The sequence below is a fragment of the Microbacterium sp. 1S1 genome, assembly GCF_008271365.1.
Classification (GTDB): domain Bacteria; phylum Actinomycetota; class Actinomycetes; order Actinomycetales; family Microbacteriaceae; genus Microbacterium.
Map to the genome: position 1 here is coordinate 2,980,521 of NZ_CP043430.1, position 17,663 is coordinate 2,998,183.

General features: G+C 67.9%; 19 protein-coding genes. 9 read left to right on the plus strand and 10 right to left on the minus strand.

All coding sequences use genetic code 11. The features are described 5' to 3' along the window. The first annotated feature begins 5 nt into the window (after positions 1-5). A complete protein-coding gene (locus FY549_RS14435; RefSeq protein ID WP_149085628.1) occupies positions 6-956 on the plus strand; it encodes a 5'-3' exonuclease in 951 nt (316 codons plus the stop codon). Between the two features lie 12 nt (positions 957-968). Here the strand turns inward: FY549_RS14435 and FY549_RS14440 are convergent, their stop codons facing one another. Both FY549_RS14440 and trpD read right to left on the minus strand, forming a co-directional pair. Continuing rightward, complete coding sequence (locus FY549_RS14440; protein ID WP_187614880.1) at positions 969-1,955, minus strand: PHP domain-containing protein; 987 nt, start codon at positions 1,953-1,955, stop codon at positions 969-971. A gap of 2 nt (positions 1,956-1,957) precedes the next feature. Then, positions 1,958-3,028, minus strand: coding sequence for an anthranilate phosphoribosyltransferase (trpD, locus tag FY549_RS14445; protein ID WP_149085629.1), 1,071 nt, complete (start codon positions 3,026-3,028; stop codon positions 1,958-1,960). A gap of 288 nt (positions 3,029-3,316) precedes the next feature. Here trpD and FY549_RS14450 point away from each other — a divergent pair, with 288 nt between their 5' ends. From FY549_RS14450 to FY549_RS14480, 7 genes are all read left to right on the plus strand, one after another. Next, entirely contained in the window at positions 3,317-3,874 is a 558-nt protein-coding gene (locus FY549_RS14450; protein WP_200838696.1) for a heme-copper oxidase subunit III, read from the plus strand. A gap of 20 nt (positions 3,875-3,894) precedes the next feature. Continuing rightward, positions 3,895-4,695, plus strand: a complete 801-nt coding sequence (locus FY549_RS14455; RefSeq protein WP_149085632.1) for a c-type cytochrome — start codon at positions 3,895-3,897, stop codon at positions 4,693-4,695. Between the two features lie 36 nt (positions 4,696-4,731). After that, positions 4,732-5,808: a ubiquinol-cytochrome c reductase iron-sulfur subunit gene (locus FY549_RS14460; RefSeq protein ID WP_149085634.1), complete on the plus strand. Its 1,077-nt coding sequence runs from the start codon at positions 4,732-4,734 to the stop codon at positions 5,806-5,808. Next, positions 5,805-7,619, plus strand: coding sequence for a cytochrome b (locus FY549_RS14465; RefSeq protein ID WP_149085635.1), 1,815 nt, complete (start codon positions 5,805-5,807; stop codon positions 7,617-7,619). Before FY549_RS14460 ends, FY549_RS14465 begins: the two co-directional genes overlap by 4 nt. Before the next feature lie 76 nt (positions 7,620-7,695). Beyond that, complete coding sequence (locus tag FY549_RS14470; protein WP_149085637.1) at positions 7,696-8,109, plus strand: RidA family protein; 414 nt, start codon at positions 7,696-7,698, stop codon at positions 8,107-8,109. Then, positions 8,106-8,633 carry a GNAT family N-acetyltransferase gene (locus FY549_RS14475; RefSeq protein ID WP_149085638.1) on the plus strand — a complete coding sequence of 176 codons (528 nt, stop codon included), beginning with the start codon at positions 8,106-8,108 and terminating at the stop codon, positions 8,631-8,633. Before FY549_RS14470 ends, FY549_RS14475 begins: the two co-directional genes overlap by 4 nt. A gap of 79 nt (positions 8,634-8,712) precedes the next feature. Beyond that, complete coding sequence (locus FY549_RS14480; protein WP_149085639.1) at positions 8,713-9,132, plus strand: rhodanese-like domain-containing protein; 420 nt, start codon at positions 8,713-8,715, stop codon at positions 9,130-9,132. A 61-nt stretch (positions 9,133-9,193) separates the two neighbouring features. Here the strand turns inward: FY549_RS14480 and FY549_RS14485 are convergent, their stop codons facing one another. The 5 genes from FY549_RS14485 to FY549_RS14505 form a co-directional block, all read right to left on the minus strand. Next, on the minus strand, positions 9,194-9,628 hold the full coding sequence (locus FY549_RS14485) for a cytochrome c oxidase subunit 4 (protein ID WP_025105064.1): 435 nt from the start codon (positions 9,626-9,628) through the stop codon (positions 9,194-9,196). 3 nt (positions 9,629-9,631) lie between these two features. After that, positions 9,632-11,365 (minus strand): cytochrome c oxidase subunit I, encoded by a 1,734-nt coding sequence (ctaD, locus tag FY549_RS14490; protein WP_025105065.1) that lies wholly within the window; start codon positions 11,363-11,365, stop codon positions 9,632-9,634. 3 nt (positions 11,366-11,368) lie between these two features. After that, complete coding sequence (coxB, locus tag FY549_RS14495; RefSeq protein ID WP_276545658.1) at positions 11,369-12,295, minus strand: cytochrome c oxidase subunit II; 927 nt, start codon at positions 12,293-12,295, stop codon at positions 11,369-11,371. A 108-nt stretch (positions 12,296-12,403) separates the two neighbouring features. After that, entirely contained in the window at positions 12,404-12,766 is a 363-nt protein-coding gene (erpA, locus tag FY549_RS14500) for an iron-sulfur cluster insertion protein ErpA (RefSeq protein WP_149085641.1), read from the minus strand. A gap of 66 nt (positions 12,767-12,832) precedes the next feature. Beyond that, on the minus strand, positions 12,833-14,236 hold the full coding sequence (locus FY549_RS14505; RefSeq protein ID WP_149085642.1) for a dipeptidase: 1,404 nt from the start codon (positions 14,234-14,236) through the stop codon (positions 12,833-12,835). A 45-nt stretch (positions 14,237-14,281) separates the two neighbouring features. Between FY549_RS14505 and FY549_RS14510 the strand changes: the two genes are divergently transcribed. Next, a complete protein-coding gene (locus FY549_RS14510) occupies positions 14,282-14,854 on the plus strand; it encodes a DUF3043 domain-containing protein (RefSeq protein ID WP_060921218.1) in 573 nt (190 codons plus the stop codon). Here FY549_RS14510 and FY549_RS14515 read toward each other — a convergent pair. The 3 genes from FY549_RS14515 to hisD are packed head-to-tail and all read right to left on the minus strand — an operon-like array spanning position 14,829 to position 17,662. Continuing rightward, positions 14,829-15,866: a quinone-dependent dihydroorotate dehydrogenase gene (locus FY549_RS14515; protein ID WP_149085643.1), complete on the minus strand. Its 1,038-nt coding sequence runs from the start codon at positions 15,864-15,866 to the stop codon at positions 14,829-14,831. The genes FY549_RS14510 and FY549_RS14515 overlap by 26 nt on opposite strands. A 10-nt stretch (positions 15,867-15,876) precedes the next feature. After that, positions 15,877-16,347 (minus strand): transcriptional regulator NrdR, encoded by a 471-nt coding sequence (nrdR, locus tag FY549_RS14520; protein ID WP_149085644.1) that lies wholly within the window; start codon positions 16,345-16,347, stop codon positions 15,877-15,879. Positions 16,348-16,357: 10 nt separating this feature from the next. Further along, positions 16,358-17,662, minus strand: coding sequence for a histidinol dehydrogenase (gene hisD / locus FY549_RS14525; RefSeq protein ID WP_149085645.1), 1,305 nt, complete (start codon positions 17,660-17,662; stop codon positions 16,358-16,360). Between the last annotated feature and the right edge of the window lies 1 nt (position 17,663).

Genomic DNA, 17,663 nt, shown 5'->3' on the forward strand with positions numbered 1-17,663 from the left:
AGTCCATGACCCGCGCCGACCGTCTCATGCTGCTCGACACCGCCAGCCTCTACTTCCGGGCGTTCTACGGCGTTCCCGACAAGGTGACTGCCCCCGACGGCTCGCCCATCAACGCCGCGCGCGGCCTGCTGGACATGATCGCCAAGCTCGTGACGACGTACCGGCCGACGCACGTCGTCGCCTGCTGGGATGACGACTGGCGTCCGCAGTGGCGTGTGGACCTCATCCCGAGTTACAAGACCCACCGCGTGGTGGAGGTCGTCGCCGACGCGCCCGACGTCGAGGAGGTGCCCGACCCGCTGGAGGCACAGATCCCGTTGATTCGGGAATCTCTCGCCGCGATCGGCATCCCGATCGTCGGTGTCGCCGAGCGCGAGGCCGACGACGTGATCGGCACCCTCGCGACGAATGCGTCGATGCCGGTGGACATCGTCACAGGAGACCGCGACCTCTTCCAGCTCGTCGACGACGCCTCCGACGTCCGGGTCATCTACACGGCGCGCGGCATGAGCAATCTCGAGATCGTCACGGATGCCACCGTCGTGACCAAGTACGGAGTCCTCCCGACGCAGTATGCCGATTTCGCGACGATGCGCGGTGACGCCTCGGACGGGCTTCCCGGCGTCACCGGGATCGGCGAGAAGACCGCGGCCACCCTCCTCCAGAAGCACGGGGATCTCACCGGAATCCGGGAGGCCGCCGCAGCGGGCGAAGGGATGAGCGCAGGCATCCGCGCGAAGATCCTCGACGCGCAGGCCTACCTCGACGTCGCGCCGACCGTCGTCGCCGTCGCGACGTCGCTCCCGATCACCGCCCCGGGCGTCGCCCTGCACACGCTGAGCCCGGAGCAGGCAGAAGCGGCGACGAGCCTCGCCGAACGCTGGAACCTCGGCAGCTCGATGGCACGCGCGGTCACCGCGATCGATGAGGCGGCGCGATCGATCACGGACGGGTGAGAACGCCCGAACTCATGCCGCCCAGGACAGCAGCCGGGACAGACTCCACGTCGTGACGATGCGCGATGCGGGCACACCGGCCCGCTCGGCGCGCTCCGCGCCGTGGTCAAGAAGCGAGAGTTGCCCTGGAGCATGCGCGTCGGAGTCGATGGAGAAGAGGCACCCCGCTTCGAGCGCGATCGCGATGAGCTCGTCCGGAGGGTCCTGACGCTCCGGACGGGAGTTGATCTCGACGGCGACGCCATTCTCCGCACAGGCGGCGAACACGGCCTCCGCATCGAACGCGGATGCCGGCCGCGTACCTCGTTCTCCCTGCACGAGCCGGCCCGTGCAGTGCCCGAGGACGTTGACGCGGGGGTGTGACACCGCCGCGATCATCCGCTTCGTCATCGCACGTCCGTCCATGCGGAGTTTGGAATGCACGGACGCCACCACCACGTCCAGCTCCGCCAACAGCGCGTCCTCCTGGTCGAGGGCGCCGTCCTCGAGGATGTCCACCTCGATGCCGGCAAGCAGCGTGAACCCGTCGCCTGACTGCGCTCGTACCTGCGGTATCTGCGCGCGAAGCCGCTCCGCCGAGAGGCCACGTGCCACGCGGAGCCGCGGCGAGTGATCCGTGATGGCTTGGTACTCGTGCCCCTGAGCGCGAGCAGCGGCAGCCATGACCTCGATCGAGGTCGTCCCGTCCGACCACTCGGTGTGGGCGTGCAGGTCGCCCCGGAGTTTGCCTCGGAGCGCCGAGACGCGTTCGGGCTCGACGTCGCCGCGCAATTCGATCAGATACTCCGGCACCTCCCCGGCCTGAGCCTGCCTGATCACGGCGAACGTCGACTCACCGATGCCCTTGGCCGCGCGAAGACGCGTGGGGTCCTCCTGCACGTCCGGCGGAAGGTCTTGGAAGGTCGCCGCAGCCTGGCGGAACGCCTTGGCGCGATACCGCGACGCCCGCTCGCGCTCCAGGAGGGAGGCGATCTCGAGCAGCGCAGCGACCGGGTCCATCATCAGCCCCGAGGAGCCGCGAGCTCGCGGCTCACTCCGATCCACTGATCCAGCTTCGCCAGGGCGCGGCCGTCGTCCACCGCCGCGGACGCCAGCGCGAGGGCATCGCGGAGGCGTTCGAGGATCGGCCGCTGAACCTGGGTCGCGTCCTGGGACAGCTCGAACGCCACGATCCCGGCGGCGGCATTGAGGAGGACGATGTCCCGCACAGGGCCCTGCTCCCCCGCGAGCGTGCGGCGGAGAACCTCCGCGTTGTGGGCGGGGGACCCGCCGATGAGGTCGGAGAGGTCGGCGAGAGGGATGCCCAGGTCCCGCGGGTCCAGGTCATGCTCGTGGATGTCTCCGCGGGTCACCTCCCAGATGCGACTGTGACCGGTGGTCGTGAGCTCATCGAGGCCGTCGTCCCCTCGGAAGACCAGCGCGGTCGCGCCGCGGGTGCGGAAGACACCCGTGATCAGCGGCACCCGCTCCATCTGCGCGACGCCCACCGCGTTCGCCTCCGCGCGCGCCGGATTGCAGAGCGGGCCGAGCATGTTGAACACGGTGGGCACTCCGAGCTGCGAGCGGACGGCCCCCGCGTGCTTGAACCCCGGGTGGAATGCGCCCGCCCAGGCGAACGTGATGCCGGTGCGGTCGAGGATCGATGCCACGGCGGACGGGTCGAGCGAGAGCTCCAACCCGAGCGCACCGAGGACGTCGGAGGAGCCGGAGGCCGAACTCGCCGCACGATTACCGTGCTTGACCACGGGGATGCCGGTGGCACCGATGATGACCGCTGCCGTCGTGGAGACGTTCACGGTGCCCACCCGATCACCGCCCGTTCCGACGATGTCCAGGACGTTCGGGGAGACGGGGAGCGGGACGGCCGCCTCCAGGATCGCGTCGCGGAAGCCGACGATCTCGTCGATCGTCTCGCCTTTCGCGCGGAGCGCGACGAGGAATCCCGCGAGCTGCGCTTCCGAGACGCCTCCCTGCATGATCTGCCGCATGGCCCACGTGGACTCCCAGACGCTGAGGTCGCGGCGCTCCAGAAGGGAGGTGAGCACGTCGGACCAGGTCAGTGAATCAGCCATGTGTGCGATCCTATCGGCGCAGAGAAAACGTGCAGTGCGATCCGGGCGGGCGCGCAGGTCGCGGGAGAGAGACGTTTCCCGCGTATTCACCGGGGATTCGCAGTGATTTCTTAGGGTCCCCTAAGTCATCGACGGGTGAATCGAGGGTCCCGGGTGCAAGAATCACGCCCGCGGATCGGCCATAATGGAGGGGTGACGACCTCAGCGACGTATGCCCCGGCGGCGAGAACCATCAAGCGGCCCAACCCGGTAGCTGTCGGCACCATTGTGTGGCTCGGCAGCGAGGTGATGTTCTTCGCGGGACTCTTCGCGATCTACTTCACCCTCCGCAGCACCTCCCCCGAGCTGTGGGCCGACCGTACTGACCTGCTGAACGTGCCGTTCGCGGCAGTGAACACGGCGATCCTCGTGCTCTCCTCGTTCACCTGCCAGATGGGTGTGTTCGCGGCAGAGGACCTGCAGCCCTACAAGATCGGTAAGGGACAGAAGAACGGCGCCGGCCGCCGTCGCCTGTTCGGCTGGGGCATGGTCGAGTGGTTCTTCCTCACCTTCGCCCTCGGCGCGATCTTCGTGTCCGGTCAGGTGTGGGAGTACGCACAGCTCGTCGCAGAGGGCATGCCCATCCAGGCTGACTCGTACGCCTCGGCGTTCTACCTGACCACCGGCTTCCACGCCCTCCACGTCACGGGTGGTCTCGTCGCGTTCCTCCTCGTGATCGGACGCGCCTACGCCGTCAAGAACTTCCGGCACAAGGAGGCGACTTCCTCGATCGTGGTGTCCTACTACTGGCACTTCGTCGACGTCGTCTGGATCGTGCTGTTCTTCGTTATCTACTTCCTGAAATAAGAGCGGAGCTGATCCCCGAGATGGCACGAGAGAAGAAGCGCCGTTCGAGCGGTCGTCGCAGCCCACTGGCGGCGGCCGCGCTCATCGGAGCGGGCCTCATGATCACCGGCGCGGTGTACGCGGGCGCGACCGCGGCATTCGCCGCCAACGACGCCCCCACGGCATCGACGCAGCTGACGGTCGAGGACGGCGAGAAGCTGTTCCAGGCCAACTGCGCCACCTGCCACGGCCTCGACCTGGAGGGCACCCCCAACGGTCCGAGCCTCTACGGCGTCGGCGAGCTGGCAGTGGAGTTCCAGGTCTCGACCGGTCGTATGCCGCTGCAGATGCAGGGCCCCCAGGCGCCGCAGAAGGAGCCGCAGTTCACCGAGGAGCAGATCCTCGCGATGGCGGCCTACGTCCAGTCCGAGGCCCCCGGCCCGACCTTCCCCGCTGAGGAGATCCTCGACGGTGAGGGCGACGTGGCCCATGGCGCCGAGCTCTTCCGCGTGAACTGCGCGATGTGCCACAACGTGGCCGCCGCCGGTGGCGCGCTGACCGAGGGCAAGTACGCTCCGGCGATCACGGAGACCAGCGCGCTGCACATCTACGCCGCCATGGTCACCGGCCCGCAGAACATGCCGGTCTTCGGGGACATGAACCTGTCCGACGAGGACAAGCGCGACATCATCTCGGCTCTGCTCTTCCAGCAGCAGTCCGTTCAGATCGGCGGCTTCTCCCTCGGCTCGCTGGGACCGGTCTCCGAGGGCCTGTTCGTGTGGATCTTCGGTATCGGCGCTCTGGTCGCCATCACCGTGTGGATCACGGCGAAGTCCAACTGACGCTTATTCATCGAAGAGGAACGTACGAGGAGCACCATGGCACACGACGACGACTCGCAGGCTCTTGACAGGGCCTACCAGCCCTCTCCGGGGCTGGGTGTCGCAGTCAGCGATCCCGTGCAGAACCCCGGTCTTCCGCCGCACCGCGAGCGGATGACCGACAAGGACCCGCGAGCCGAGAAGGCCGCCGTCCGCACCGTCTACACGCTGTTCTACCTGTCGCTCGCCGGCAGCATCTGGGCGGTCGCCGCCTACATGTTGTTCCCGATCGAGAGCGGCGCTCTCATCGACATCCGTCAGAACAACCTCTTCATCGGTCTCGGCATCGCCTTGGCGCTGCTGGCACTGGGCATCGGCGCCATCCACTGGTCGAAGGCGCTCATGTCCGACAAGGAGCACGTCGAGCTGCGCCACCCCACCCGGGGCAAAGACTCGACGCGTGAGGCGGCCATCAAGGCCTTCGCCGACGCCAACGAGGAGTCCGGCTTCGGTCGCCGCACCATGATCCGCAACTCGCTGTTCGCAGCGATCGTCGCGTCGATCATCCCCGGTGTGACGCTGTTCCGTGGCCTCGCCCCGCACTCGACGCCGGACGACCCCACCAAGGGCGACCCGGTCGCGCTGCTGAAGCACACCATGTGGGACGAGGGCATGCGCCTGGTGCGCGACCCCGACGGCACGCCGATCCGCGCCGCGGACGTCACGCTCGGCTCCGCGTTCCACGTGATCCCGGAGGACCTCGCGGAGCTCGGCCACGACGAGGGTTACCTCGAGGAGAAGGCCAAGGCCATCGTCCTGATGATGCGCCTCCGCCCCGAGCAGCTCATCGAGGCCGAGGACCGCAAGGACTGGTCCTATGACGGCATCGTCGCCTACTCCAAGGTCTGCACCCACGTCGGCTGCCCCGTCGCGCTGTACGAGCAGCAGACCCACCACCTGCTGTGCCCGTGCCACCAGTCGCAGTTCGACGTCACGGACCACGCGAAGGTCATCTTCGGCCCGGCCGCTCGGCCGCTGCCTCAGCTGCCCATCACCGTGGACGACGAGGGTTACCTCATCGCGCGCAGCGACTTCACCGAACCCGTCGGCCCGAGCTTCTGGGAGCGCCATTGAGCACCGCAACGCTGTCCAAGGACGAGAAGGACACCAAGGCGCCTCTCGGCGGCCGCTTCGTCGGCGCCGCGTCGAACTACATCGACGAGCGCACGAGCCTCTCGGGCTTCGTCAAGGAGCTCGGCCGCAAGATCTTCCCCGACCACTGGTCGTTCATGCTCGGTGAGATCGCGCTGTGGAGCTTCGTCGTCGTGTTCCTCTCCGGAACCTTCCTGACGTTCTTCTTCCAAGCGTCGATGGTGGAGACCCACTACACCGGCGCCTACGCCCCGATGCGCGGCATCGCGATGTCGTCGGCTCTCGAGTCGACGCTGCACATCTCGTTCGACCTCCGCGGTGGTCTCCTGGTCCGCCAGATCCACCACTGGGCGGCGCTGGTCTTCATCGCCGGCATCGGTGTGCACATGCTGCGCGTGTTCTTCACGGGCGCGTTCCGCAAGCCGCGTGAGTTGAACTGGGTGATCGGCTTCGTCCTGTTCATCCTCGCGATGGCCGAGGGCTTCACCGGCTACTCGCTGCCCGATGACCTGCTCTCGGGCAACGGCCTCCGCATCATCGACGGCATGATCAAGGGCCTTCCGCTGATCGGCACCTGGACCTCGTTCCTCCTCTTCGGCGGCGAGTTCCCCGGTACCGACATCGTCGGACGCCTGTACACCCTGCACATCCTGCTGCTCCCGATGCTGGTGATCGCCTTCATCGCGGTTCACCTGATGCTCATGATCATCAACAAGCACACGCAGTTCGCCGGTCCCGGCCGCACGAACGACAACGTCGTGGGCTACCCGATGATGCCGGTCTACATGTCCAAGATGGGCGGCTACCTGTTCATCGTCTTCGGCACCATCGTGCTGATCGCGACGTTCTTCCAGATCAACCCGATCTGGAACTACGGACCGTACGACCCCTCCCCCGTGTCCGCGGGTACGCAGCCCGACTGGTACATCGGCTTCGCGGACGGCGCGCTCCGTCTCGCGCCGTCGAACTGGGACATCGTGTTCCTCGACCACACCTGGTCGTTCGGCATCCTGGCTCCGGTGGCGGTCCTCGGTCTGTTCATCGTCATCGTCGCGATCTACCCGTTCATCGAGGCGTGGGTCACCGGCGACAAGCGCGAGCACCACATCGCCCAGCGTCCGCGCAACGCGGCCACGCGCACGGCGATCGGCGTCGCCGGCGTCATCTTCTACGCAGTCCTGTGGGCGGCGGCGTCGTCCGACCTCATCGCGACGCACTTCATGCTCACCATGGAAGGCGTCATCCACACGCTGCAGGCGCTGCTGTTCCTCGGGCCGATCATCGGCTACTTCGTCACGAAGCGCATCTGTATCGCACTTCAGAAGAAGGACCGTGAGATCGTCCTCCACGGCTTCGAGTCCGGGCGCATCGTCCGCCTCCCCGGCGGCGAGTTCATCGAGGTGCACCAGCCGGTCGACGCCTACGACCGCTGGAAGCTCATCGACGTCGACGGCTACGAGCCCCTCGTGGTGCGCCCGAACGCCAAGGGCCGAATCCCGTGGACGGAGAACCTCCGCTCGGCGATGTCGCGCTGGTTCTTCGAAGACCGTCTCGCCCCGCTCACACAGGCCGACATCGACGCCGCGGACGCACACCAGCACCACGTCACGGCGGGCAACGACGCGGCGGAGGCCGCCGAGATCCAGGGCGCCCACGAGCGTGCAGGACACCCGGACGCCCCGCTGACGGTCGATGAGACACACGTCGACGAGACGGCGAACACGCCGAGCACGGTGATCTCGACCGAGCCGGTCAAGAAGCCTCGCAGGAAGAAGTCGGAGGACGACGAGTAATCGTCGCTCCCCCATCGAAGGCCCCGTCCGCTCGGACGGGGCCTTCGTCGTCATCACCGGATGAGAGGATCGTGTCATGTCTTCGGTCGTTCGCCTGCTCCGCGCTCCCCAGCTCGCCGACGCTCCCTACGCCTACGCCGCCACCGCGCCTGCGGATTCCCGTCTGGTCTTCCTCGCCGGAGCCTGCCCGCTCAAGGAGGACGGGACGACCATCGCCCCCGGCGACTACGCCGCACAGGCCGCGCGGTGCGTCGAGACGCTGCAACAGGCGCTCACGGCCGCCGGCGCCGCCCTGACGGATGTCATCAGCACACGGGTCCTGGTGGCCTCCTCCGCGCAGCGGGACCTCGTGACAGCCTGGGAGGTCGTCCATGCGGCGTTCGGGGCTCACGATGCGCCCAGCACCCTGCTCGGGGTCACCGTGCTCGGGTACGACGACCAACTCGTCGAGATCGAGGCGGTCGCTGCCCTGCCCTCGGGCCGCGCATGAGCGTCGTCATCCGAAGTGCGACGGATCAGGACCATGCCGCCCTGGAAGAGATCGAGCGCGCGGCCGACCGCCTGCTGACGGATCGATTCAGCGCCGAGGACTGGCCCCCGCCGTCGACGGAGGACGACCGCCGGAACGCCGGAGGGTTCGTCCTGGTCGCCACCGTCTCCCCCACGGCGGAGGCTCCCAGCGGGGTCGAAGAAGTGCCAGTCGGATTCGCGCAGGTCCTTGAGGGACCCGGGTACGCCCACCTGGAACAGCTGTCCGTGCATCCCGCCTACGGACGCCGTGGAATCGGACGCGCCCTCGTCGTCGCCGCCCAGGGTGAATCCCGTCGCCGGGGCCATACGCACCTCACGCTGCGGACGTACGCGGACGTGCCCTGGAACGCCCCCTTCTACGCCGGCTGCGGTTTCGTGGAGTCCACTCCGGACACCGCCTTCCTCCGGGAGCTCGTCACCGTCGAGCAGCGCCTGGGCTTGACCCGCCACGGGCGACGCATCCAGATGACCGCCGTGCTCTGACAGGCTCGACGGCAGGATTCATACGACGCACGACGGTATCCCTCGGTCACCGACGCCCTGCGCTCTCTAGTCTGGGCTCATGATCGATCGCGCCGACTACTTCGCCGCCCGCCTTGCCTACGAGACCGACCCCAGTGACGTGCACGCGGACCGTGCTGCCGGACGAGCGCTCGTGGTGGTGGACGTCCGCTCGGCGGAGGCCTTCGCCCAGGGTCGCGTGGCCGGGGCGCTTCACATGCCTCACAGCGAGATCGCCACCCGCGCGCCGAGCGAGATCCCGGCGGACGCCGAGGTTGTCGTCTACTGCTGGAGTCCCGGGTGCAACGGGGGCGTCCGCGGGGCGCTCCAGTTCGCGCGCCTCGGCTACCGTGTGCAGGAGATGATCGGCGGCTTCGAGTACTGGGCTCGGGAGGGATACCCGGTCGAGGACGCCGACGGTGTCCACCACCGTCCCGTCGACCCGCTGACCGGGATCCCCCGCATCCGCACGCGCGTGTGAGGAGAACGCAGGAACGATGAAGGCCCCCGGGTTCTCCGGGGGCCTTCATCGTGGACGATGCTCAGCGGGCGAAGTTGCCGCGGTAGTACTCGTAGACCCAGCCGACGATCGCGACCACGAAGATGGCGAGACCGATCGGAAGGAGGAAGTGGCCGACCGCCAGGCCGACGACGAACACGCCGGCCGAAGCCGCGAGGACCAGCGGCCACCAGGACCACGGGCTGAACTCGCCGAGCTCGGGGTCACCGTCGTCGATGTCCGACGTGAGGATGTCCTCGGGCAGTTCACCGTTCTGGGCCTTGTGCGTCCGGTCGAGGTAGAACGCGACCATGGCGCCCATGAAGGCGGAGAAGAACAGGGCGACCGTGCCGACCCACTCGATCTGGTTCACGAGAGGCAGTCCGGGGTGCGCCAGGATGTTCCAGCCGGTGTAGACGACGCCGACGAGGGCGAAGAACGCGGTCAGGACCCACCAGATGATGACGTTGTCGCGCATGACTCAGTGGCCCTCTCGCTCGCCGGGCGCGGTGGTCGCGAACTCCGCGGCCTCCGGGTGATTCAGGTCGAACGCGGGACGCTCGCTGCGGATGCGGGGGATCGACGTGAAGTTGTGCCGCGGCGGCGGGCACGACGTCGCCCACTCGAGCGAAGCGCCGTACCCCCACGGGTCGTTCACGGTCACCTTGGGCGCCTTGCGGGCGGTGATCCAGACGTTCAGGAAGAACGGCAGCATCGAGGCGCCGAGGATGATGGCACCGATCGTGGACACCTGGTTCTGCCACGTCCAGCCGTCCGCGGCGGAGTAGTCCGCGTAACGACGCACCATGCCGTCGACACCGAGCCAGTGCTGGATGAGGAAGGTCATGTGGAAGCCGACGAACAGCATCCAGAAGTGCACGTAGCCGAGACGCTCGTTGAGCATGCGACCCGTCCACTTCGGCCACCAGAAGTAGAACCCGGCGAACATCGCGAACACGACGGTACCGAACACGACGTAGTGGAAGTGCGCCACGACGAAGTACGAGTCGCTCAGGTGGAAGTCCAGCGGCGGGGCCGCGAGGATCACACCGGTGAGGCCACCGAAGACGAACGACACGAGGAAGCCGAGCGAGAACACCATGGGCGTCTCGAACGTCACCGAACCGCGCCAGAGCGTCCCGATCCAGTTGAAGATCTTCACACCCGTCGGCACCGCGATGAGCATGGTCATCAGGGCGAAGAACGGCAGCAGCACGGAGCCCGTGACGTACATGTGGTGCGCCCACACGGCGACGGACAGGGCCGCGATCGCGATCGTCGCGTAGACCAGCGTCTTGTACCCGAAGATCGGCTTCCGGCTGAACACCGGGAAGATCTCCGAGACGATGCCGAAGAACGGCAGCGCGATGATGTACACCTCAGGGTGACCGAAGAACCAGAACAGGTGCTGCCAGAGCAACACACCGCCGTTGGCCGGGTCGTAGATGTGTGCCCCGAGCACGCGGTCGGCGGCGGCGGCGAAGATCGCCGCGGCGAGGACCGGGAAGGCCATCAGGATCAGCAGGCTCGTGATGAGCGTGTTCCAGCTGAAGATGGGCATGCGCCACATCGTCATACCGGGCGCACGCATGGTGATGATCGTCGTGATGAAGTTGACGGCACCAAGGATGGTTCCGAAGCCCGAGATCCCGAGCCCGAGCATCCACAGGTTCCCACCGGCGCCCGGCGAGAACGACGCGTTGGCCAGCGGCTGATAGGCGAACCAGCCGAAGGACGCGGCGCCCTGCGGGGTGAGGAAGCCGGCGACCGCGATGGTCGAGCCGAAGAGGAACAGCCAGAAGGCGAAGGCGTTCAGACGCGGGAAGGCGACGTCGGGAGCCCCGATCTGCAACGGCAGGATCGCGTTCGCGAAGCCCGCGAACAGCGGCGTCGCGAACATCAGCAGCATGATCGTGCCGTGCATGGTGAACAGCTGGTTGTACTGCTCCTTCGTCGGCACGATCTGCATCCCCGGCGCGAACAGCTCCGCACGGATCACCAGCGCCATCACGCCGCCGAGGAGGAAGAACATCACCGAGGCGATGAGGTACATGTACCCGATCGTCTTGTGGTCGGTGGAGGTGATCCACTTGACGACGATGTTGCCCTTCTGCTCGACGCGCGAGGAGCTCATCAGAGCGGCCTGGCGCGCAGGCAGGGTGGTGGGACGGGAGCGAGGTGCCTCGTCGGTGCGAGGAGCTTCAGTGGTCGACATGGCTTACTCCTCTCCTTCCTCGGTGTCGGTCTTCCCGGAGGTGCCGGGGAGGTTCGAGAGACGGTCGTACGCGTCGGTGATGTCGCCCGTGTTGCCCTCTTCCTCGAGCGACTCGAGGTAGGCGTCGTACTCGTCCTGCGAGACGACCTTCACGTTGAAGAGCATCATCGAGTGGTACTCGCCGCAGAGTTCGGCACACTTGCCGGCGTACTCGCCCTCACGGGTGGGGATGAAGGACCAGGAATTGTCCTTCCCGATGAACATGTCCTTCTTGTAGAGGAAGTCGATGATCCAGAAGGAGTGGATGACGTCGCGGGACTGCAGGTTGATGGTGACCTTCTGGTCGACCGGGAGCACCAGAGTCGGCAGCTCGGCCTGGTCGATGTTGCCCTCCGCGTCGGGCTGGGCCTGGATGCCCATCGTCCAGACGGTGTCCTCTTCGGTCTCACCGTTGTACTGGAAGTCCCACGCCCACTGCTTGGCGATCGCGGTGATCTCGACGTCGGGGTCGTCCCACTTCGTCTCGATCTCGCTCTGGTCGCGAGCGGTGAAGAAGAACATGCCCAGCACGAGGATGAGCGGCACGATCGTGTAGAAGATCTCGATCGGCATGTTGTAGCGCATCTGGACCGGCAGGCCGGTCTGGCCCTTGCGACGGCGGTATGCGATCGCAGCCCAGGCCATGAGGCTCCAGGTGATGACGCCGACCGCGAGGAGCACGATCCAGGAGTTCACCCAGAGGGACGACACGCGCTCCGTCTGGTTGGTTGCTGCCGGACCACCGTCCACGAAGCCCGGAAGAAAGCCGTTGAGCTCGGTGGGAGTACATCCCGCCAGAGCCACAGCTGCCACAACTCCCACAGGGAGTGCGGCCCAACGAAGGCGGCGTTTCGAGGGCACGATGCACCTTTCAGATCGCGGACAAGGCATGTTCAAGTCTAGAGCAACCTCACACCTGATTCATGCCAACCATGCAGGTTGAGACGCGGAACGGCCGCCGTCACACGGGTGACGGCGGCCGTTCGCAGGAAGGAGGGATCAGTGGAAGCTGTCGCCACAGGCGCAGCTGCCGGCCGCGTTCGGGTTGTCGATCGTGAAGCCCTGCTCCGAGATGGTGTCCTTGAAGTCGATGGAGGCCCCGTCGAGGTACGGAACGCTCATGTTGTCGACGATGACCTCGACTCCGTCGAAGTCGACCGTCTCGTCGCCCTCCAGGAAGCGCTCGTCGAAATAGAGCTGATAGATCAGCCCCGAGCAACCGCCGGGCTGCACGGCCACGCGCAGGCGCAGGTCGTCGCGTCCCTCCTGCTCCAGGAGGTTCTTCACCTTCGTGGCGGCGGCGTCCGTCAGGCTGACGCCGTGTGCGCGGGTGGTCTCTGCGGACAGGATGGTGTCGCTCATGTCGCTCCTCGTGACGGGCCGGGTACGGGCTCTCCGTCGATTCTAACGCCGCTACGGACGGACGGCTCAGATCTCCCGCGCGTTCATGCGCGCCAGCATCAGCGCCTCGGTGGCAACGGCGTGTCGGAAGGTGTCGAGGTGCAGGGACTCGTTGGGGCTGTGCGCACGGGAGTGTGGATCCTCCACTCCGGTCACGAGGATCTGCGCCTCGGGGAACTCCCGCACGAGGTCGGCGATGAACGGGATCGATCCGCCGACGCCGAGGTCGACCGGCGCCACCCCGTAGCCGTCGCGCATGGCCTGCCTGGTGAGCTCGACGGCCCACCCGCTCGTGTCGACGAGGAAGGGGTTGCCGAGGTCGACGTCGGTGAAGCTCAGCTCGGCGCCGAACGGCGCATGTGCACGGAGGTGCCGCTCCAACGCGTCGTAGGCGTCCTGCCCGGACTGCCCCGGCGCGACCCGCGCGCTGATCACGACGGTCACCTCGGGGAGCAGGGTGTTGGAGGCCGCGGCGACGCTCGTCGCGTCGATGCCGATGACCGTGACGGATGGCTTGTTCCAGATGCGGCTGAGGATGGTTCCGTCACCGATGGGTGTCGTCCCCGGGAGGAGGCCGGCCTCGTCCCGCAGCGTCTCCTCTGTGTATTCAGGGGTCTCGGCATCCCGAGCGCTCATGCCCTCCACCGCGACGGAACCATCCTCGTTCCACAGTGTGGAGAGGAGCCGGACGGTCGCCATCATGGCGTCGGGAACCGCCCCGCCGAACATCCCGGAGTGGGAAGCGTGGTCCAGCGTGCGCACGGTCATGGTGAAGCGTGCGTTGCCGCGCAGAGAGACCGTGAGGCCGGGAGTGACGGAGTCCCAGTTGCCCGAGTCCGCGACGACGATCGCGTCGGCCCGCAGAGCCTCCTTGTTGTCGGACAGGAACTGCGCGAAGGAGCGGGAGCCGTACTCCTCCTCCCCCTCGACGAACATCGCGATGCCCAAGTCGAGGTCGTCGCCGAGCACCTCGGCGACCGCCCGGATCGCGCCGATGTGGGCCATGATGCCGGCCTTGTCGTCCGCGGCTCCACGACCATAGAGACGCCCGTCGCGGACGGTCGGCTCGAAGGGCGGGGTCTCCCAGAGCGCGTCGTCTCCTGGAGGCTGCACGTCGTGGTGCGCGTAGAGGAGGATGGTCGGCTTGCCGTTGCGCGCCGCCCGGGTCGCGAGGACCGCGGGCTGTCCCTGCTCGTCGGTGCCCGGGATGTCGGCGCGGAGCACCCGCACCTCGTCGAAGACGCCGGTGCCCCGCGCGAGGGTGGCGACGGCGTCCGCGCTGCGCTCCAGCTGAGTCTGATCGAAAGCCGGCCAGGCCATTCCGGGGATGCGCACGAGGTTCCCCAGGTCCGACAGCGCGGAGGGGATGCCGGTCGCGACGGCTTCGAGGACGGCGGCGTCGGACTCGCTGGGAAGTGCAGGTGAGGTCATGCGAGTAATCTTAAGGCGACCCACCCCAGCGAACCGAGGAACCTCGTGGCCACTACCCCCGCCTCCCCTTCGACGAACGACGACGCCCCCCAGACGCCTGCCGTCGGCAAGGGACGCGCGACGCCGACCCGCGCCGAGCAGGAGGCCGCCCGCCGCCGGCCCCTCGTCGCGAACACCAAGGAGGCGAAGGCCGCGGCTCGCGCCGAGCTCAACGAGCGTCGCGCGAAGGCGCAGGCCGGCATGGCCGCTGGTGAGGAGAAGTATCTCCCTGCCCGCGACAAGGGACCGCAGCGTCGGTGGGTGCGCGACTACGTCGACGCCGGCTGGCACCCCGCGGAGTTCGTCATGGGCGTGATGGTGCTCGTGATCCTCGCTTCGCTGCTGCCGACCAACATGATGATCTCGTTCTACGCGTACCTGTTCATGATGGCCTACCTGGTCATCGCGATCGGCGGCATGATCCTGCTGGGCATGCGCGTGAAGCGCAAGGCAGCGGCGAAGTTCGGCAAGGACCGCGTCGAGAAGGGCCTCGGTTGGTACGCCGGCATGCGCGCGCTGCAGATGCGCTTCATGCGTCTGCCGAAGCCTCAGGTCAAGCGCGGACAGTACCCCGACTGACCAGTCCTCGATTGATCTCGCGGCCCCAAAACGGACCGCGGTAGAGGAAAGCGGTGTAGCCCTGCACAAGGGTGGCCCCCGCATCCAGACGCGCCTGCACGTCCGAAGCGGTCTCCACGCCGCCCACCGCGATCACGCAGAAGTCGTCCGGGACCGCGGAACGGACCACGCGAAGGACCTCCAGGGATCGTCGTTTGAGCGGTGCGCCGGAGAGTCCTCCCGCTCCGGCCGCTTCGACCACGGCCGGGTCGGTGCGCAAGCCGTCGCGACTGACCGTCGTGTTGTGCGCGATGATGCCCGCGAGGCCCTCCTCCACCGCGAGACGCGCGATGGCCTCGATCTCGTCATCGGGAAGGTCGGGGGCGATCTTCACGAGCAGCGGGGTCGACCCGGCAGCGTCGCGCACGGCCCGAAGAAGCGGCGCGAGCGTCTCCACCGCCTGCAGCCCCCGCAGTCCGGGGGTGTTCGGAGACGAGACGTTGACGGCCAGGTAGTCGGCGAGCGGCGCCAGCCGCGTTGCCGAGGCGACGTAGTCCGCGACGGCGTCTTCGACGTCCACCACCCGGCTCTTGCCGATGTTGACGCCGATCACCGTATCGGGGGCACCACGGCGGAGCCGAGCGAGGCGGCGGGCCGCGGCGTCCGCACCGCGGTTGTTGAAGCCCATGCGGTTGATGACCGCACGGTCCTGGACCAGGCGGAACAGCCGAGGCTTCGGATTCCCCTCCTGCGGGACGGCCGTGATCGTGCCGACCTCGACGTGCCCGAAGCCCAGCGCCGCGAGACCGCGGACGCCCACCGCGTTCTTGTCGAACCCGGCCGCGACACCGAACGGCGAGGGGAACGTGAGTCCCAGGGCTTCGACCCGCAGCGAAGGATCCGGGCGGGTCATCGCACGGGTCGCCCACGAGAACGGCGGCACCCCGAGGACGCGGATCACCGCCATACCGGCGTGGTGGGCGAACTCGGGATCGAAGCGCGACAGGACGGCGCGAAACAGCAGCGGATACATCCCTGCCAGATTACCGGTCCGTCGCCTCCGCCTTGGCGTGGTCGGCGCGCAGATCACCGATCGCCGCCTCGAAGTCCTCAAGCGAGTCGAAGGCCTGGTAGACGCTCGCGAAACGGAGGAACGCCACCTCATCTAGCTCGCGCAGGGGTCCGAGGATGGCGAGGCCGATCTCGTTCGTGTCCAGTTGGGAGACACCCGTCTGGCGAACGGCCTCCTCCACCCGCTGCGCGAGGATCGCGAGATCCGCCTCGGTCACCGGCCGCCCTTGGCAGGCCTTCCGGACCCCGGAGATGACCTTCTCCCTGCTGAACGGCTCCATGACTCCGGAGCGCTTGATGACGTTGAGGCTCGCGGTCTCCGTCGTGGAGAAGCGACCGCCGCATTCCGGGCACTGGCGACGACGGCGGATCGAGAGTCCGTCGTCGCTGGTGCGGGAATCGATGACCCGGGAGTCGGGGTGACGGCAGAAGGGGCAGTGCATCTGACAGATCCTACGCGGTGAACCGCGCCTCGATCGCCTCGCCGTGTGCAGGGAGCACCTCGGTGTCCGCCAGTGCGACGACGCCCTCCCGCACCGCCTCGAGTGCCGCCCGGTCGTACGACACGACCTGCTGCGGGCGGAGGAAGGTGTACGCCCCGAGACCGGGGGCGTAGCGCGCCTGTCCCCCGGTCGGCAGCACGTGGTTGCTCCCCGCCATGTAGTCGCCGAGGCTCACGGGCGTCTGATCGCCGACGAAGACCGCTCCCGCGCTGGTGAAGGCGGCAGCCGCCTCCTCTGCGTCGGCGAGGTGAAGCTCCAGGTGCTCGGGTGCGTACGCGTTGCTGAACGCGACGGCCAGGGCGCGGTCGTCCACGAGGACGATCGCCGACTGCGGTCCGGACAGCGCGGCGGCGACCCGCTCGCTGTGGCGTGTCCGCGCGGAGAGGACTTCGACGGCCTCGCGCACCCGCTCCGCGATACCCGTGTCGTCTGTGACGAGCACGGCCGACGCCTGTTCATCGTGCTCGGCCTGGCTCACGAGGTCGGCGGCGATCAGACGAGGCTCCGCGCCGGCGTCCGCGACGATGAGGATCTCGGTCGCACCCGCCTCGGAGTCCGTTCCGACGACGCCGGCGACGGCCCGCTTGGCCGATGCCACGTAGTTGTTCCCCGGCCCGGACACCACGTCGACCGGGTCCAGGCCGATAGTGCGGACGCCGTGAGCAAGGGCGCCGATAGCTCCGGCGCCACCCATGGCATAGATCTCCGTGACGCCGAGGAGAGCGGCGGCGGCCAGGATCGTCGGGTGGACACGACCGCCCTGATCGGCCTGCGGCGGCGAGGCGAGGGCGATCTCCTGCACACCGGCGACTTGAGCGGGGACGACGTTCATGACGACGCTCGACGGGTACACCGCCTTGCCGCCGGGGATGTACACGCCCACCCGGTGCACCGGCTGCCAGCGCTGCGTGATGGTCGCGCCGTCGCCGATTCGTGTCACCTGCGGAGCGGGAACCTGCGCGGCCGAAGCCCGGCGCACCCGACGGATCGCCTCTTCGAGCGCCGAGCGCACGGTCGGGGCCAGCGCCGCCAGGGCCTCGGAGAGGTGCGACTCGGGCACCCGCACGGCGTGACCGGTGACCCGGTCGAAGCGCTCCGCCTGCTCGCGCAGGGCTTCCTCGCCGCGCTCCCGCACATCGTCGACGAGGCGCGCCGCGGTCTCCAGCGCCTCGGCGCGTGCGTGCGTCGCGCGGGGCACGGCGGCGAGCATGTCGGCGGGCGAGAGCTTGCGCCCCCGCAGATCGATCGTGCGCATG

Bases quoted from the DNA above. Each gene is read 5' to 3' on its own strand.
- FY549_RS14505 (WP_149085642.1), bottom strand. From the start codon at position 14,236: ATGACCTCACCTGCACTTCCCAGCGAGTCCGACGCCGCCGTCCTCGAA.
- FY549_RS14450 (WP_200838696.1), top strand. From the start codon at position 3,317: ATGTTCTTCGCGGGACTCTTCGCGATCTACTTCACCCTCCGCAGCACC.
- FY549_RS14440 (WP_187614880.1), bottom strand. From the start codon at position 1,955: ATGGACCCGGTCGCTGCGCTGCTCGAGATCGCCTCCCTCCTGGAGCGC.
- nrdR (WP_149085644.1), bottom strand. From the start codon at position 16,347: ATGCACTGCCCCTTCTGCCGTCACCCCGACTCCCGGGTCATCGATTCC.
- FY549_RS14470 (WP_149085637.1), top strand. From the start codon at position 7,696: ATGTCTTCGGTCGTTCGCCTGCTCCGCGCTCCCCAGCTCGCCGACGCT.
- trpD (WP_149085629.1), bottom strand. From the start codon at position 3,028: ATGGCTGATTCACTGACCTGGTCCGACGTGCTCACCTCCCTTCTGGAG.
- ctaD (WP_025105065.1), bottom strand. From the start codon at position 11,365: ATGTCGACCACTGAAGCTCCTCGCACCGACGAGGCACCTCGCTCCCGT.
- FY549_RS14475 (WP_149085638.1), top strand. From the start codon at position 8,106: ATGAGCGTCGTCATCCGAAGTGCGACGGATCAGGACCATGCCGCCCTG.
- FY549_RS14485 (WP_025105064.1), bottom strand. From the start codon at position 9,628: ATGCGCGACAACGTCATCATCTGGTGGGTCCTGACCGCGTTCTTCGCC.
- FY549_RS14455 (WP_149085632.1), top strand. From the start codon at position 3,895: ATGGCACGAGAGAAGAAGCGCCGTTCGAGCGGTCGTCGCAGCCCACTG.
- erpA (WP_149085641.1), bottom strand. From the start codon at position 12,766: ATGAGCGACACCATCCTGTCCGCAGAGACCACCCGCGCACACGGCGTC.
- hisD (WP_149085645.1), bottom strand. From the start codon at position 17,662: ATGCGCACGATCGATCTGCGGGGGCGCAAGCTCTCGCCCGCCGACATG.
- FY549_RS14515 (WP_149085643.1), bottom strand. From the start codon at position 15,866: ATGTATCCGCTGCTGTTTCGCGCCGTCCTGTCGCGCTTCGATCCCGAG.
- coxB (WP_276545658.1), bottom strand. From the start codon at position 12,295: ATGCCTTGTCCGCGATCTGAAAGGTGCATCGTGCCCTCGAAACGCCGC.
- FY549_RS14480 (WP_149085639.1), top strand. From the start codon at position 8,713: ATGATCGATCGCGCCGACTACTTCGCCGCCCGCCTTGCCTACGAGACC.
- FY549_RS14435 (WP_149085628.1), top strand. From the start codon at position 6: ATGACCCGCGCCGACCGTCTCATGCTGCTCGACACCGCCAGCCTCTAC.
- FY549_RS14460 (WP_149085634.1), top strand. From the start codon at position 4,732: ATGGCACACGACGACGACTCGCAGGCTCTTGACAGGGCCTACCAGCCC.